The organism is Maritimibacter sp. DP1N21-5 (genome assembly GCF_019218295.1).
Lineage (GTDB): Bacteria > Pseudomonadota > Alphaproteobacteria > Rhodobacterales > Rhodobacteraceae > Maritimibacter.
The window spans coordinates 412,931-428,658 of sequence record NZ_JAHUZF010000003.1; the positions used below are offsets into that span (position 1 = coordinate 412,931).

A 15,728-nucleotide genomic window follows, 5' to 3' on the forward strand; every position below is an offset into this window, starting at 1 on the left:
TGAGGAAATCCAAATGAACCAGGAACTGACCACCAACCCGTTCAATCCGCTGGCCACCCAGAAGATCTTTGACGAAATCAAGGTCTCTCTGGCGTCGCCCGAGCGGATCCTGTCGTGGTCCTACGGCGAGATCAAGAAGCCGGAAACCATCAACTACCGGACCTTCAAGCCCGAGCGCGACGGCCTGTTCTGCGCCCGTATCTTCGGGCCGATCAAGGACTACGAATGCCTCTGCGGCAAATACAAGCGCATGAAGTATCGCGGCGTCGTCTGCGAAAAATGCGGTGTCGAAGTGACGCTCCAGAAGGTGCGCCGCGAACGGATGGGCCACATCGAACTGGCCGCTCCCGTCGCGCACATCTGGTTCCTGAAGTCGCTCCCCTCCCGGATCGGCCTCATGCTCGACATGACGCTGCGTGACCTCGAGCGGATTCTCTACTTCGAAAACTACGTCGTGATCGAGCCGGGTCTGACCGACCTGCAATACGGCCAGCTCATGACCGAAGAGGAATTCCTCGACGCGCAGGACACCTTCGGGATGGACGCCTTCACCGCGAACATCGGCGCCGAAGCGATCCGCGAAATGCTGTCCATGATCGACCTCGAAGCCGAGGCCGAGCAACTGCGCGCGGACCTCGCCGAGGCGACTGGCGAACTGAAGCCGAAGAAGATCATCAAGCGTCTCAAGGTCGTGGAGAGCTTCATCGAATCCGGCAACCGCCCGGAGTGGATGATCCTGACCGTCATCCCGGTCATCCCGCCGGAACTGCGCCCGCTGGTGCCGCTCGACGGTGGCCGTTTCGCGACCTCGGACCTCAACGACCTCTACCGTCGCGTGATCAACCGGAACAACCGCCTGAAGCGCCTGATCGAGCTTCGCGCGCCGGACATCATCGTCCGGAACGAAAAGCGGATGCTTCAGGAATCGGTCGACGCGCTCTTTGACAACGGTCGTCGTGGCCGCGTCATCACCGGGGCTAACAAGCGCCCGCTGAAGTCGCTTTCCGACATGCTCAAGGGCAAGCAGGGCCGGTTCCGTCAGAACCTTCTCGGCAAGCGCGTCGACTTTTCGGGCCGTTCGGTCATCGTGACCGGCCCCGAGCTCAAGCTGCACCAGTGTGGCCTGCCCAAGAAGATGGCGCTCGAGCTCTTCAAGCCCTTCATCTACTCGCGGCTGGAGGCCAAGGGCCTGTCGAGCACCGTGAAGCAGGCGAAGAAGCTGGTCGAAAAAGAACGTCCCGAGGTCTGGGACATCCTCGACGAGGTCATCCGCGAGCACCCGGTTCTCCTGAACCGTGCGCCCACGCTGCACCGTCTGGGCATTCAGGCCTTCGAGCCGGTTCTCATCGAAGGCAAGGCGATCCAGCTGCACCCGCTCGTCTGTTCGGCGTTCAACGCCGACTTCGACGGTGACCAGATGGCCGTCCACGTGCCGCTTTCGCTGGAAGCCCAGCTCGAAGCGCGCGTGCTCATGATGTCGACCAACAACGTTCTGTCGCCCGCCAACGGCGCGCCGATCATCGTTCCATCGCAGGACATGATCCTTGGCCTCTATTACATCACGATGGAGCGTCAGGGCATGAAGGGCGAAGGCATGGTCTTTGCCGACGTGGAAGAAGTCCAGCACGCGCTGGACGCCGGCGAAGTGCACCTGCACTCCAAGGTGAAAGCCCGGATCAAGCAGATCGACGAGACCGGACAAGAGGTCTACCAGCGGTTCGACACCACGCCGGGCCGGATCCTTCTGGGCAACCTCCTGCCGCTCAACGCGAAAGCGCCCTTCGAGCTGGTGAACCGTCTTCTGCGGAAGAAAGAGGTGCAGCAGGTCATCGACACCGTCTACCGTTATTGCGGTCAGAAAGAGTCGGTCATCTTCTGTGATCAGATCATGTCGATGGGCTTCAAGGAAGCGTTCAAGGCGGGCATCTCGTTCGGCAAGGACGACATGGTCATCCCTGACACCAAGTGGACCATCGTTGACGCCGTGCGCGACCAGGTGAAAGAGTTCGAACAGCAGTACATGGACGGCCTCATCACCCTTGGCGAGAAATACAACAAGGTGGTCGATGCCTGGTCCAAATGTTCGGATCAGGTCGCCGACGCGATGATGGGCGAAATCTCGGCCGTGCGTTACGACGACGCGGGCGCCGAGAAGGAACCCAACTCTGTCTACATGATGTCGCACTCCGGTGCGCGGGGGTCGCCCGCGCAGATGAAACAGCTTGGCGGTATGCGCGGCCTCATGGCCAAGCCGTCGGGCGAGATCATCGAAACGCCGATCATCTCGAACTTCAAAGAGGGCCTGACGGTGCTCGAGTACTTCAACTCGACCCACGGCGCGCGCAAGGGTCTGGCCGATACTGCGCTCAAGACCGCGAACTCGGGGTATCTGACCCGTCGTCTCGTGGACGTGGCGCAGGACTGCATTGTGCGCTCGCGTGACTGCGGCACCGAAAACGCGATCACCGCTTCTGCGGCCGTGAACGATGGTGAAGTAGTGGCGAGCCTTGGCGAGCGTATCCTTGGACGCGTCTCGGCGGACGACGTCACCCATCCGGCGACGGGTGAGGTGCTGGTCGCCAAGAACGAGCTCATCGACGAGCGCAAGGCCGACCTCATCGAGGAATCTGGCGTTGCTTCCATGCGGATCCGGTCGCCCCTGACCTGTGAAGCGGACGAAGGCGTCTGCGCGGCCTGCTATGGCCGGGACCTTGCACGCGGCACCATGGTGAACGTTGGCGAAGCCGTCGGCATCATCGCGGCGCAGTCGATCGGTGAACCGGGCACCCAGCTCACCATGCGGACCTTCCACATCGGCGGCATCGCCCAGGGTGGTCAGCAGTCGTTCCAGGAAGCCGGCCAGGAAGGCGTGATCGAATTCCGCAATCCGAACCTGCTCAACAACGCGAACGGCGAAGCCATCGTCATGGGCCGCAACATGCAGATCGCCATCATGGACGCCAATGGCGTCGAGCGGGCGAGCTACAAGCCGGGGTACGGCTCCAAGGTCTTCGTGAAGGACAAGGCGACCATCAAGCGGGGCGACAAGCTCTTCGAATGGGACCCCTATACCCTTCCGATCATCGCGGAAGCCGCGGGGACGATCAAATTCGCCGACCTCATCGCGGGCATCTCCGTGCGCGACGAGACCGACGATGCGACCGGCATGACTCAGAAGATCGTGACCGACTGGCGCACTGCGCCCAAGGGCTCGGACCTGAAACCCGAACTCATCCTCGTGGGTGAAGACGGCGAACCGGTGCGCAACGATCAGGGCAACCCGATCACCTACACGATGTCCGTGGACGCCATCCTGTCGATCGAAGACGGGTCCGACGTTCTGGCCGGCGACGTCATCGCGCGGATCCCGCGTGAAGGCGCCAAGACCAAGGACATCACCGGTGGTCTGCCGCGTGTGGCCGAACTCTTCGAAGCCCGCCGTCCGAAGGATCACGCGATCATCGCCGAAGTCGATGGCTACGTGCGCTTCGGCAAGGACTACAAGAACAAGCGCCGCATCACGATCGAACCGTCTGACGAAAGCCTCGAGCCCGTCGAATACATGGTGCCGAAAGGCAAGCACATCCCGGTGGCTGAAGGCGACTTCATCCAGAAGGGTGAGTACATCATGGACGGCAACCCGGCGCCGCACGACATCCTGGCCATCATGGGCGTCGAAGCGCTCGCAGATTACATGATCGACGAGGTGCAGGACGTCTACCGGCTCCAGGGCGTGAAGATCAACGACAAGCACATTGAGGTGATCGTTCGCCAGATGCTGCAGAAGTGGGAGATCACGGACTCGGGCGACACGACGCTCCTCAAGGGCGAACATGTCGACAAGGTCGAGTTCGACGAAGCCAACGAGAAGGCTGAAGCCCGTGGCAAACGCCCGGCCGAAGGCCAGCCGATCCTGCTCGGGATCACCAAGGCGTCGCTGCAAACCCGCAGCTTCATCTCTGCGGCGTCCTTCCAGGAGACCACCCGCGTCCTCACCGAGGCATCGGTGCAGGGCAAGCGCGACAAGCTCGTGGGTCTCAAGGAAAACGTCATCGTGGGCCGTCTGATCCCGGCGGGCACCGGCGGGGCCACCATGAAGGTGCGCTCCATCGCGCAAGAGCGGGACCGCAAGGTCATCGACGAGGCGCGGGCCGAGGCGGAAGCCGCGGCGGCGCTCGCCGCGCCCTCCGAAGACGCCTTCTCGGCCTTTGGCGAGGATGCAGCCGACGAGGATACGCTGGTCGATCTGCCGGAAACCGGCGGCGACGAGCAGCCCTGATCGGTTGTGATATGAGATCGGAAAGGCCCTGCGATCCGCGGGGCCTTTTCTTTTTGGGCCTACCAGTTCACGTAGAAGATGAGCTTGGCGAGGATCAGGATCGCGACCACATGCAGGCTTACCGACAGGTGAACCCATTTCGACGCGCGTTCCGACAACGTGCCCCGCAGTTCCGCCCGGATCGCCAGCACGAAGTGGACCAGCACCGAGAGGGCCAGCGCGACCTTTATCGTGAGGATCAGTGTGAACCCGACAAGCGGCGGCCAGGTGAACTCCCGAAAGTCCATGAGCGGCCAGTTCTGCCACAGGAGAAGCCCCCCCGTGATGAAGAGCACCGCCACGACCGGCGGCATGATCCAGACGGCACGCCGCATGACCGCGCTCTCGACCTGCTCGAACAGCGCCGGGCCAAGCGGCTTGCGCAATCCTCTAAGGATGAGCGTCTCGAAGAGCACCACGCCGATGAAGAGCGTGGCGCAAAGCAGGTGGGTGATGTGGAGGATCGGATAAAGCATGTCTCTGGGTCTGCCCTGTCTTTGGCCCGGTCCGTGACGGACCTGCCGCTGTTCAACTTGCCGCAATGTGCGAGGGTTGCAAGGGACGGCGCACCGGCTGCGACGCCGTCGCCGCCCGTCAACCGGCCTGCGCGGGCCGCAACGGCGCGGGGAGCTGCCTGGCGGTGTTCCGGTGGTGAGCGATGCGGGGATCCTCGGCGGGATTATGGCCGGCCTTCTCGGCTACCGTAGTGAGGAAGTCCGCACAGCACAGGTGATGAAGCCGTAGCACCCCGGGAATGTCCGTGATCCTGCGATAGACCGCGTCGAAGCGATCAGAAAAGCGGAGCGCCGAGCGGTCCTCGACCTCGTTCCAGTCGAAATTCCGAAAGAACCCGTCCGTATAGCGAGTCTCGTTCAGTCCGGCACCGGGCACGCCTCGCTTGAGCGAAAACTTCTCGACCGACTGGAGCGCGTAGTGGTTCACTTGGGCCATGTCGTGCCGCACCCGCGCGATGTCGGTGTGGTTGAGCGCGGTGCCCTCGGGCGCGTAGTCGTCCAGAGCCGATCCATCGCCAAGAGCGATCCGGTAGGGCGGTGTGCCCCATGTCCCCGGCGGGTCGCCCGCCCGTGGCCCGCCCCAGTTCTTCGGCCCATGGGCGCGCAGGAACTCCCATTGTCCCGGCCAGCGGGTAAATGTCTTGAGCCCGGTGTTCTGGTTCACCTCCCGCGGGGCGGCCATGGTATAGCGCCGGTGGACAAGCTGGTCCTCCCAGGCCTCCTGTCCCATGGTGCCAAAGATCCGCCAGTGAAGCGCCATGGCGCAGGCGCCGACCCGCTCGACCTCCTCCGCCAGTGCTGCAACGGTGCCGTCGCCTACGTGGACCACGAGGAACTCGTCCATATCGCAGGTAAAAGCCCAGTCGGCCTCGCGGATCAGATGGTGCCTTGCCGCCTTGCGATGGGCCTGCGGTTGCGGGGGCAGGGCGGGGTCCGTCACCACCTTCTGCTGGGTGATCACTCCGAGACGTTCCAAGAGCCTCAGGAGCTGCGGCGAATGGTCGGTGCAGTCGTTGTGCATGATCAGCACATGCTCGAACCCGAGCGCCAGATACCAGGCGATCCATTCGAGGAGGAAAGGCCCCTCGTTCCGCTGGGCCCCCAGAACCGTGCTGCCGGGCAGGACCCGCATGGCGCGCGTCAGTCGGTTTCCACGAGGTAGAAGTGTCCGTCGCCCATGGTGATCCCGCCGGTGGTCGTCGCCGTCCCGGTGACGGCACTGGCGCGGCCGTCGAGGTTGCGGAAAGTGCCGGCAAGGCCCGTGTTCACCGCCGACGATCCGCCCGCATGGCCCAGAGCGCCAGCCCCGGTCGCATTGAGCGCATTTCCGGTGACGTTGCCGGACAAGGCGATGGTGCCGCTCAGGTCTTGCGCCTTGGTGCCGTCATCGTTGTAGAGTGCGAAACTGTCGGCGAAGCCCGACACGTTTCCATTGTTCAGGTTCGCCACCGTCATGTTGAGCGCGCCGGTCATGAAACCCGATACGTCGCCCGTCACGTCGCCGCCAAGTCCCCCGACATAGCGGGCGGAACCGGAGTTCGGCATGATCGTCGTGGGATTTGCAGTCGACACATACTGGTAGGCCAGAAGGAAGTCGGCCTCGCCCTCGGGCGTGAGCCGCGAGGTGTCGACGCCGGGCGAGGAATCGACCAGTGCGGCGTCCTTGCCATTGAGAGGATTGTTCGCACAGGCGCCAAGCGCCAGCACGGCGGCCATCGCCGCCATCGGGAAAACGGGTTTCATCTGCTGCCTGCCTCGGCTATGGGTGAGGCCGTCTGCTGCGGCCTTCTCTGGCGGCAATATCGCCGAAATCCTGACGTCAGGCAAGGTTTCGACGCTTCCTTGATCCGCAGGGCGGTGACTTGGGCAGAAACCGGCCGCCTTGGCGTTGACAAGGAAAACGACTCCCCATATACGGCGCGCACCCGGGCAATGGGATACGTGTATCCAACCGCCCGTTTACAGATATGAAGTGGCCACGATCCGGGCCTTGTTGCCCCGATCCTCTGATTATCCACCGCGTCGCCCCGGCTGATTGGGGCGGGGGCGGTTCGTTGCGTTTTTTGGACGCGAAAGACGCAAGTCGACTGAAGCCGGGGCGCGCGCCCCATGAACATAGTGTTGCAACACGGGGAACGAAGCCCAATGCCCACGATCCAACAGCTGATCCGCAAGCCGCGTCAGCCCAAAGTCAAACGCTCCAAGTCTCAGCACCTGGAATCCTGCCCGCAGAAGCGTGGCGTCTGCACGCGCGTCTACACCACGACGCCGAAGAAGCCGAACTCCGCTATGCGTAAAGTCGCCAAGGTCCGTCTGACCAACGGCTACGAAGTCATCAGCTACATCCCGGGTGAGAGCCATAACCTTCAGGAACACTCCGTGGTTCTGATCCGTGGCGGCCGGGTGAAGGACCTTCCGGGTGTCCGCTACCACATCCTGCGCGGTGTGCTCGATACCCAGGGCGTCAAAGACCGTAAGCAGCGTCGTTCGAAGTACGGCGCGAAGCGTCCGAAATAAGGAGAGAGCGGAATGTCCCGTCGTCACGCCGCTGAGAAGCGCGAAATTCTTCCTGACGCCAAGTATGGCGACAAGGTTCTGACCAAGTTCATGAACAACCTCATGATCGATGGCAAAAAGTCGGTCGCCGAGAAGATCGTCTACAATGCCCTCGACCGCGTCGAGAACAAGGTCAAGCGCGCGCCCGTGGAAATCTTCCACGAAGCGCTCGACAACATCAAACCCTCCGTCGAAGTGCGCTCGCGCCGCGTCGGTGGTGCGACCTATCAGGTTCCGGTCGAAGTGCGCCCCGAGCGCCGTGAGGCCCTTGCGATCCGCTGGCTCATCAACGCCTCGCGCGCCCGCAACGAGAACACGATGGAAGAGCGTCTCGCCGGCGAACTGCTCGATGCAGTGAACGGCCGCGGCACCGCCGTGAAAAAGCGCGAAGACACCCACAAGATGGCCGACGCCAACCGCGCGTTCAGCCATTACCGCTGGTAACCAGAGACTTACGAGGCCCTACAATGGCACGCGACTATCCCCTGACGCGCTACCGGAACTTCGGGATCATGGCCCACATCGATGCGGGCAAGACCACGACGACCGAGCGCATCCTCTACTACACCGGCAAGTCCCACAAGATCGGCGAAGTCCACGACGGCGCCGCCACGATGGACTGGATGGAGCAAGAGCAGGAACGGGGGATCACCATCACCTCGGCTGCGACCACGACCTTCTGGCAGTGGCAGGAAGATCCGACCGCCGAAGGCACGTCGGACACCAAGGTGCGCTTCAACATCATCGACACCCCCGGCCACGTTGACTTCACCATCGAAGTCGAACGCTCGCTCGCGGTTCTCGACGGCGCGGTCGCGCTGCTCGACGCGAACGCCGGTGTGGAGCCGCAGACGGAAACCGTGTGGCGTCAGGCTGACCGCTACAAGGTTCCGCGCATGGTCTTCGTCAACAAGATGGACAAGATCGGCGCCGACTTCTTCAACTGCGTGAAGATGATCAAGGACCGCACCGGTGCGATCCCGGTTCCGGTGAACTTCCCGATCGGCGCGGAAGACAAGCTGGAAGGCATCGTCGACCTCGTGACCATGGAAGAATGGGTGTGGCAGGGTGAAGACCTTGGTGCCTCCTGGGTGCGTCAGCCGATCCGTGACGACCTGGCCGACACCGCTGCCGAATGGCGCGCGCACCTCATCGAGCACGCCGTCGAGCAAGACGACGACGCGATGATGGAATACCTCGAAGGCAACGAACCCGACGTGCCGACCCTGCGGAAACTGATCCGCAAGGGCACGCTGTCGCTGTCCTTCGTGCCGGTCCTCGGCGGCTCCGCGTTCAAGAACAAGGGCGTTCAGCCCCTGCTCAACGCCGTTGTCGATTTCCTGCCCTCGCCGCTCGACGTGCCGGCCTACATGGGCTTCAAACCGGGTGACGAAACGGAAGAGCGTAACATCGCGCGGTCTGCCGACGACGCACAGCCTTTCTCGGGCCTCGCGTTCAAGATCATGAACGACCCCTTCATGGGCACATTGACTTTCACCCGCATCTACTCGGGCGTGATCAACAAGGGCGACCAGCTCCTGAACTCGACCAAAGGCAAGAAAGAGCGCATCGGCCGTATGGTGATGATGCACTCCAACAAGCAGGAAGAGATCACGGAAGCCTTCGCCGGCGACATCATCGCGCTCGCGGGTCTCAAGGACACCACGACCGGTGACACGCTCTGCGCGACCTCGGATCCGGTGGTCCTCGAAACGATGACCTTCCCCGATCCGGTGATCGAGATCGCTGTCGAGCCGAAGACCAAGGGCGACCAGGAGAAGATGTCCATGGGCCTCGCGCGGCTTGCCGCCGAAGACCCGTCCTTCCGCGTCGAAACCGACATCGAGTCGGGCCAGACCATCATGAAGGGCATGGGCGAACTTCACCTCGACATCCTCGTTGACCGCCTCAAGCGCGAGTTCAAGGTGGAAGCCAACATCGGTGCCCCGCAGGTGGCCTACCGCGAGACCATCGGTCACGCCGTGGAACACACCTACACCCACAAGAAACAGTCGGGTGGTTCGGGTCAGTACGCCGAGGTCAAACTGGAAATCTCGCCGACCGAGCCGGGCGAAGGCTACACCTTCGAAAGCCGCATCGTCGGTGGCGCGGTGCCGAAGGAATACATCCCCGGCGTCGAAAAGGGCATCAAGTCGGTCATGGACTCCGGTCCGCTCGCCGGCTTCCCGGTCATCGACTTCAAGGTCGCGCTGATCGACGGCAAGTTCCACGACGTGGACTCCTCGGTCCTCGCCTTCGAAATCGCGGCGCGGATGTGCATGCGTGAAGGTCTCAAAAAGGCCGGCGCGAAGCTCCTCGAGCCGATGATGAAGGTCGAAGTCGTGACGCCCGAGGATTACACCGGTGGCATCATCGGCGACCTCACCTCCCGTCGCGGGCAGGTGTCGGGGCAGGAACCGCGCGGCAACGCCATCGCGATCAATGCCTTCGTGCCGCTGGCCAACATGTTCGGCTACATCAACACCCTGCGCTCCATGTCCTCGGGACGTGCGCAGTTCACGATGCAGTTCGCGCACTACGAGCCGGTTCCGCAGAACATCTCGGACGAGATCCAGAAGAAATACGCATAAGCAGCGGTGCGGGGAGCACCCCGCACCCTACCACCGTAGGGTGGGCCTCGGCCCACCGCCAAAGAACAGGAGGCCATTATGGCAAAGGCAAAGTTTGAACGCTCCAAACCGCACGTGAACGTGGGCACGATCGGCCACGTTGACCACGGCAAGACCACTCTGACCGCGGCGATCACCAAGTATTTCGGTGACTTCAAGGCCTACGACCAGATCGACGGCGCGCCGGAAGAGAAAGCCCGCGGGATCACGATCTCGACGGCGCACGTGGAATACGAGACGGACGCGCGTCACTATGCGCACGTCGACTGCCCCGGCCACGCCGACTACGTGAAGAACATGATCACCGGTGCGGCGCAGATGGACGGCGGCATCCTCGTGGTGAACGCCGCCGACGGCCCGATGCCGCAGACCCGCGAGCACATCCTGCTCGCCCGTCAGGTCGGCGTGCCCGCGCTCGTCGTCTTCATGAACAAGGTCGACCAGGTGGACGATCCGGAACTTCTCGAACTCGTCGAGATGGAAATCCGGGAGCTTCTGTCGGCCTACGACTTCCCCGGCGACGACATTCCGATCATCGCGGGCTCGGCTCTGGCCGCGATGGAAGGCCGTGATCCCGAGATCGGCGAGAACAAGATCCGCGAACTGATGGCCGCCGTCGACGAGTTCATCCCGACGCCCGCGCGCGCTGTCGACCAGCCCTTCCTGATGCCGATCGAAGACGTGTTCTCGATCTCGGGCCGCGGCACGGTTGTGACCGGCCGTGTGGAGCGTGGCGTGATCAACGTGGGCGACGAGCTTGAAATCGTCGGCATCAAGGACACGCAGAAGACGACCTGCACGGGCGTCGAGATGTTCCGCAAGCTCCTCGACCGTGGGGAAGCCGGCGACAACATCGGCGCGCTGCTGCGCGGCATCGACCGCGACAAGGTCGAGCGTGGCCAGGTGCTCTGCAAGCCCGGCTCCGTGAAGCCGCACACCAAGTTCGAGTCGGAAGTCTACATCCTGACGAAAGAAGAAGGTGGCCGTCACACGCCGTTCTTCGCGAACTACCGCCCGCAGTTCTACTTCCGCACGACGGACGTGACCGGCACGGTCGAGCTTCCCTCGGGCACCGAGATGGTGATGCCGGGCGACAACCTGAAGTTCACCGTCGAGCTGATCGCCCCGATCGCCATGGAAGAGGGCCTGCGCTTCGCCATCCGCGAAGGCGGCCGCACCGTCGGCTCGGGCGTCGTCTCGAAAATTCTCGCGTAATAACTGGGTTCGACGAGGCCCCCCGGAATGAGCCGGGGGCCCTCCTCTCAACTGAAAGGAATGACTATGGCCGCTCAAAGCCAGAACATCCGGATCCGCCTCAAGGCGTTCGACTACCGCGTGCTGGATGCCAGCACCGCGGAGATCGTTTCGACCGCGAAGCGCACCGGTGCAACCGTTCGTGGGCCGATCCCGCTCCCGAACAAGATCGAGAAGTTCACGGTTCTCCGTGGGCCGCACATCGACAAGAAATCGCGCGACCAGTTCGAGATCCGCACGCACAAGCGTCTGCTCGACATCGTGGACCCGACGCCCCAGACCGTGGACGCGCTGATGAAGCTCGACCTCGCCGCTGGCGTCGACGTTCAGATTTCGGTCTAAGGAGGGCATGACATGATGCGCTCTGGCGTAATCGCGAAAAAGGTCGGCATGACCCGTCTCTTCATGGAAGACGGCAAGCAGATCCCCGTCACCGTTCTTCAGCTCGACGGCCTTCAGGTCGTTGCGCAGCGCACCGCGGAAAAGGACGGCTACACCGCCGTTCAACTCGGCGCCGGCTCGGCGAAAGCCAAGCGGACGTCGCAGGCGATGCGTGGCGTGTTCTCGGCGGCCAACGTGGCCCCGAAACGCAAGCTGGCCGAGTTCCGCGTGGACCCCGAGAACCTCATCGAAGTTGGCGAGGAAATCACCGCGAACCACTACTTCGAAGGTCAGTTCGTCGACGTGTCCGGCACCTCGATCGGTAAAGGTTTTGCCGGTGCGATGAAGCGGCACAACTTCGGCGGCCTGCGTGCCTCGCACGGCGTCTCGATCTCTCACCGTTCGCATGGTTCGACCGGTCAGTGTCAGGACCCGGGCAAGGTCTTCAAAGGCAAGAAGATGGCCGGTCACATGGGCGCTGTCCGCGTGACCACGCAGAACCTTCAAGTCGTTCGGACCGACGCTGACCGTGGCCTGATCATGGTCAAGGGCGCCGTCCCGGGCAACAAGGGTGGCTGGGTCACCATCAAGGACGCCGTCAAGAAGCCGGTTCCCGAGAACGTGATTCTCCCCGCCGCCCTGGCGTCTGCCGCCAAGGAAGCCCAGCGTCTGGCTGAAGAAGCTGCCGCCGCTGCCGCCGCCGAGGCCGAAGCCGAAGCCAAGCGTCTGGCCGAAGAAGCCGCCGCCGCGGAAGAGGCTGCGCTGAAGGAAGCGGAAGCCGACATTGCTGCCGACAAAGCTGATGATGCTGGTTCGGACGCTGAGAAGAAGGAAGGCGACGAATGAAACTCGACGTGATCAAACTCGACGGCGGCAAAGCCGGCTCGATCGATCTCGGCGACGAGATCTTCGGTCTGGAACCGCGCGCCGATATCCTGCACCGCGTTGTCCGTTGGCAGCGCAACAAGGCGCAGGCCGGCACCCATGCGACGCTTGGCCGTTCGGACGTGTCCTACTCGACCAAGAAGATCTATCGCCAGAAGGGCACCGGCGGCGCACGCCACGGCTCCCGCAAGGCGCCGATCTTCCGCAAGGGTGGCGTCTACAAAGGCCCGACCCCGCGGTCGCACGAGCATGACCTGCCGAAGAAATTCCGCAAGCTCGGTCTCAAGCACGCTCTCTCCGCCAAGGTGAAAGAGGGCTCGCTGGTGATCATCGACACCGCGGAAGCCGATGGCAAAACCGCCGCGCTGGCAAAACAGGTCAAGAACCTGGGCTGGAAGCGCGCGCTGATCATCGACGGTGCCACCGTGAACGAAGGGTTCGCCAAGGCCGCGCGCAACATCGAAGGTCTCGATGTTCTGCCGTCGATGGGTGCGAACGTTTATGACATCCTCAAGCGTGACACTCTCGTGCTCACCAAGGCGGCTGTCGAAGCTCTGGAGGCTCGTCTGAAATGACCGATAAAGCCGCACTCTACGACGTGATCCGCAAGCCGATCATCACCGAGAAATCCACGATGGCCTCCGAGGCCAACGCCGTGGTGTTCGAAGTGTCGATCGACGCGAACAAGCCGCTGATCAAGGAAGCTGTCGAAACGCTCTTCGGCGTCAAGGTGAAGGCCGTGAACACGACCGTCACCAAAGGCAAGGTGAAGCGCTTCCGTGGCAAGATCGGGACGCGCAAGGACGTCAAGAAAGCCTATGTCACCCTCGAAGAGGGCAACACGATCGACGTGTCGACCGGGTTGTAAGGCTGTCACGCGGTCTCGCGTGATCCTGATGCACGAAGGGCCCCCGGAGCGATCCGGGGGCCCTTTGATCTTGTTGGTCTGTTTCGGTGAACGGGCGCGTGGCCCCTAGCTGCCTTCCACGCGCCGCTTGTAGTTGTCGAGGATCGCCTGCCAGCCGTCGCGCTGCATCTCGGTCGAATTCTCCGACTCCGCGTCGAAGACGGTGTTCACTTCGGTCTTTCCTGCGCCCAGATCGGTGAAGCTCGTGGTCACCGCGCGGCCGTCCTCCATCACATAGGTCATGGATTTCCCCGGCTCGAGGTCGGTGTAGGTGCCTTCGAAGTCGAAACCGAAGCTGCCGTCCTTCGCCTCCATTCGGGACTTGAGCTTGCCGCCGACGCGTAGATCGTTCTCGGCGGAGGGGCAGCACCAGTCGTCGGAGGCGAAGTTCCAACGCGTGATGTGGTCGGGGTCGGTATAGACCTCCCACGCCCGGTCGATGGGTGCGTCAAGCGTGGCGTTGATGCTTATTTTCTCGAATGCCATGTGTGGTCCTCCTACTTGGTCAACGCGGCAAGCGTTTCATCGAGTTTCTCAAAGGTGCTGGCGATGCCTTCTTCCATACCCATGTCGATCACAGTCTGGAGCGCCTCGGGCGAACCGTAGTCGATCACGTTTTCGACCCGCGTGCCTGCACCCTCGTCCGAAAACCGGGTGGACCACTGCGAAATCGGCATCTCTTCGTTCGGGGCGCCGGTTTCGTCCGTGAAGGCGTCCGTGGTCGTGTATCCCGTCGTTGGCGTAATCGTCTTGTAATCGGTGCGGCCCCAGTAGTGGGTGCCGTCCTCGTCGATCATCGCATAGTGCCAATGTCCGCCCTCGCGAAATTCCATGCTCTTGGTCATGGTGGACAACGGCTTCGGCGCAAACCATTTGTCGAGCAGCTCGGACTTGGTGTGGCAATCCCAGACGACGTCGCGTCTGGCGGCGAAGTCGCGGCGCACCGTGAGGACCCCGGTCGTCATGTCGCCAGAGAATTGAAAGCGCAGATCAGGTTTCATCGTCATCTTCTCCAAGTGATGCCAGAAGTTCGTCGAGGCCTTCGTATCGCCCCGACCAGAAGGCCCGCTGCTCCTCGAACCAACGCTCGGCGGAGGCGAGAGTTTCCGACTGGATCCGGCAGGTCCGGGTCCGGCCATTTTTCTCCGAGGCGACAAGGCCCGCGTCCTGCAGCACGCCCAGGTGCTTCATGAAGGCGGGGAGCCCCATGTCGAAGGGTGCCGCCAGGTCGCTGACCGTGGCGTCGCCCTTCACGAGCCGCTGCACGACCGCCCGGCGCGTGGGATCGCCGAGAGCGTGGAAGACGGCGTCGAGTTCTTCGGATTTGTTTTCCATATGGCGAAGTATCATGCGAGTCGGATACTTCTGTCAATGGTGAAGTATTGCGCAGGATAAGTGAGCGGGAAGGCGCGAAGGGAATTCCTCAAGAAATTTTGGGTTGTAAGTGGAACCCCATGGGTCCTTATGGTTTGTGTTCGACACCCAAGCCAAGCCAAGTGAGTCTGCCAATGTTGACCCGTCGCCATTTCATCATGACCTCCACGGCCCTGTTCTCGGCCCCCATCGCCTATGCGCAGGATGAGGCAGACGCGCCGATCACCATGGAAGAGATCGACGGTGCCCTGGCGGAAGAACCAATGGCGCAGGTCCCGAACGAAACGGAACCCGCCGCGCCGGCTGGACAAAGCCCGGTGTCCAACCCCGGCAACTGGGATCGCTGGGATGCGCAGGTGACACCGGCGGGCTACGATCCTGCCACGTCGAACCCCTGGGGCCTGCCGACGCGTTTCCTGCCACGCCGGGTCGAGGCCAACCCGGGCCTGACCCCCGGCGATCTGCACGTGGATGCCGTGGCGCGCTATCTTTACCACATCGAACCCGGCGGCGGCACGGCGATGCGCTACGGCGTCGCCATCGCGCGCGGCAATCTTTATGAGCCGGGCACCTACCGGATCGGACGCAAGGCGAAGTGGCCGACCTGGACCCCGACGCAGGCGATGATCCGACGTGATCCGCAGCTCTACGCGGGCAAGGAGAACGGCGTGAACGGCGGACCGACCAACCCGCTCGGCTCGCGGGCCTTCTATCTCTACCAAGGCAGCCGCGACACCTATCTGCGCATCCACGGTTCACCGGCGCCGAAGTCCATCGGCGGGCGGGCAAGCTCGGGCTGCGTGCGCATGGTGATGGCCCATATCAACGACCTCTACCCAAACGTCTCCACCGGCTCGATGGCGATCCTCTATCCGCCGGAAGACATGCTCGGCTCGGCGAGCTGACCA

Annotated in this window: 16 protein-coding genes; 10 read left to right on the forward strand and 6 right to left on the reverse strand. The window is 62.8% G+C overall.

Features of this window, described 5'->3' with window-relative positions; translation table 11 throughout:
* Window positions 1-13 precede the first annotated feature (13 nt).
* Window positions 14-4,279, forward strand: a complete 4,266-nt coding sequence (rpoC, locus tag KJP29_RS03785; RefSeq protein WP_218462222.1) for a DNA-directed RNA polymerase subunit beta' — start codon at window positions 14-16, stop codon at window positions 4,277-4,279.
* A gap of 59 nt (window positions 4,280-4,338) precedes the next feature.
* Here rpoC and KJP29_RS03790 read toward each other — a convergent pair whose 3' ends face one another.
* From KJP29_RS03790 to KJP29_RS03800, 3 genes are all read right to left on the reverse strand, one after another.
* The gene (locus tag KJP29_RS03790) at window positions 4,339-4,794 is read right to left on the reverse strand and encodes a hypothetical protein (RefSeq protein WP_218462223.1); all 456 of its coding nucleotides are present in this window, start codon (window positions 4,792-4,794) and stop codon (window positions 4,339-4,341) included.
* 118 nt (window positions 4,795-4,912) lie between these two features.
* Complete coding sequence (locus tag KJP29_RS03795; protein ID WP_218462224.1) at window positions 4,913-5,965, reverse strand: glycosyltransferase family 2 protein; 1,053 nt, start codon at window positions 5,963-5,965, stop codon at window positions 4,913-4,915.
* A gap of 8 nt (window positions 5,966-5,973) precedes the next feature.
* Window positions 5,974-6,576 (reverse strand): hypothetical protein, encoded by a 603-nt coding sequence (locus KJP29_RS03800; RefSeq protein ID WP_218462225.1) that lies wholly within the window; start codon window positions 6,574-6,576, stop codon window positions 5,974-5,976.
* A gap of 402 nt (window positions 6,577-6,978) precedes the next feature.
* On the opposite strand from KJP29_RS03800, the gene rpsL reads away from it, so the two are divergent.
* From rpsL to KJP29_RS03840, 8 genes are all read left to right on the forward strand, one after another.
* Window positions 6,979-7,350 carry a 30S ribosomal protein S12 gene (rpsL, locus tag KJP29_RS03805; RefSeq protein ID WP_008331617.1) on the forward strand — a complete coding sequence of 124 codons (372 nt, stop codon included), beginning with the start codon at window positions 6,979-6,981 and terminating at the stop codon, window positions 7,348-7,350.
* Between the two features lie 12 nt (window positions 7,351-7,362).
* Window positions 7,363-7,833, forward strand: coding sequence for a 30S ribosomal protein S7 (gene rpsG / locus KJP29_RS03810; protein ID WP_218462226.1), 471 nt, complete (start codon window positions 7,363-7,365; stop codon window positions 7,831-7,833).
* A gap of 23 nt (window positions 7,834-7,856) precedes the next feature.
* The gene (fusA, locus tag KJP29_RS03815) at window positions 7,857-9,980 is read left to right on the forward strand and encodes an elongation factor G (protein WP_218462227.1); all 2,124 of its coding nucleotides are present in this window, start codon (window positions 7,857-7,859) and stop codon (window positions 9,978-9,980) included.
* A 78-nt stretch (window positions 9,981-10,058) separates the two neighbouring features.
* The gene (tuf, locus tag KJP29_RS03820) at window positions 10,059-11,234 is read left to right on the forward strand and encodes an elongation factor Tu (protein WP_218462207.1); all 1,176 of its coding nucleotides are present in this window, start codon (window positions 10,059-10,061) and stop codon (window positions 11,232-11,234) included.
* Window positions 11,235-11,300: 66 nt separating this feature from the next.
* Window positions 11,301-11,615: a 30S ribosomal protein S10 gene (gene rpsJ, locus KJP29_RS03825; protein WP_218462228.1), complete on the forward strand. Its 315-nt coding sequence runs from the start codon at window positions 11,301-11,303 to the stop codon at window positions 11,613-11,615.
* 12 nt (window positions 11,616-11,627) lie between these two features.
* Window positions 11,628-12,500 carry a 50S ribosomal protein L3 gene (gene rplC / locus KJP29_RS03830; RefSeq protein WP_218462229.1) on the forward strand — a complete coding sequence of 291 codons (873 nt, stop codon included), beginning with the start codon at window positions 11,628-11,630 and terminating at the stop codon, window positions 12,498-12,500.
* Window positions 12,497-13,114, forward strand: coding sequence for a 50S ribosomal protein L4 (gene rplD, locus KJP29_RS03835; protein ID WP_218462230.1), 618 nt, complete (start codon window positions 12,497-12,499; stop codon window positions 13,112-13,114). The genes rplC and rplD overlap by 4 nt, the downstream gene beginning before the upstream one ends.
* Entirely contained in the window at window positions 13,111-13,407 is a 297-nt protein-coding gene (locus KJP29_RS03840; protein ID WP_218462231.1) for a 50S ribosomal protein L23, read from the forward strand. The genes rplD and KJP29_RS03840 overlap by 4 nt, the downstream gene beginning before the upstream one ends.
* 105 nt (window positions 13,408-13,512) lie before the next feature.
* Here the strand turns inward: KJP29_RS03840 and KJP29_RS03845 are convergent, their stop codons facing one another.
* Genes KJP29_RS03845 through KJP29_RS03855 form a run of 3 tightly spaced genes read right to left on the reverse strand, consistent with a single transcriptional unit; the run spans window position 13,513 to window position 14,796 of the window.
* Complete coding sequence (locus tag KJP29_RS03845; RefSeq protein WP_218462232.1) at window positions 13,513-13,932, reverse strand: SRPBCC family protein; 420 nt, start codon at window positions 13,930-13,932, stop codon at window positions 13,513-13,515.
* Window positions 13,933-13,943: 11 nt separating this feature from the next.
* A complete protein-coding gene (locus KJP29_RS03850; protein WP_218462233.1) occupies window positions 13,944-14,447 on the reverse strand; it encodes an SRPBCC domain-containing protein in 504 nt (167 codons plus the stop codon).
* On the reverse strand, window positions 14,437-14,796 hold the full coding sequence (locus KJP29_RS03855) for a helix-turn-helix transcriptional regulator (RefSeq protein WP_255553417.1): 360 nt from the start codon (window positions 14,794-14,796) through the stop codon (window positions 14,437-14,439). The genes KJP29_RS03850 and KJP29_RS03855 overlap by 11 nt, the downstream gene beginning before the upstream one ends.
* Window positions 14,797-14,954: 158 nt before the next feature.
* On the opposite strand from KJP29_RS03855, the gene KJP29_RS03860 reads away from it, so the two are divergent.
* Window positions 14,955-15,725: a L,D-transpeptidase gene (locus KJP29_RS03860; protein WP_218462234.1), complete on the forward strand. Its 771-nt coding sequence runs from the start codon at window positions 14,955-14,957 to the stop codon at window positions 15,723-15,725.
* The last annotated feature ends 3 nt before the right edge of the window (window positions 15,726-15,728 follow it).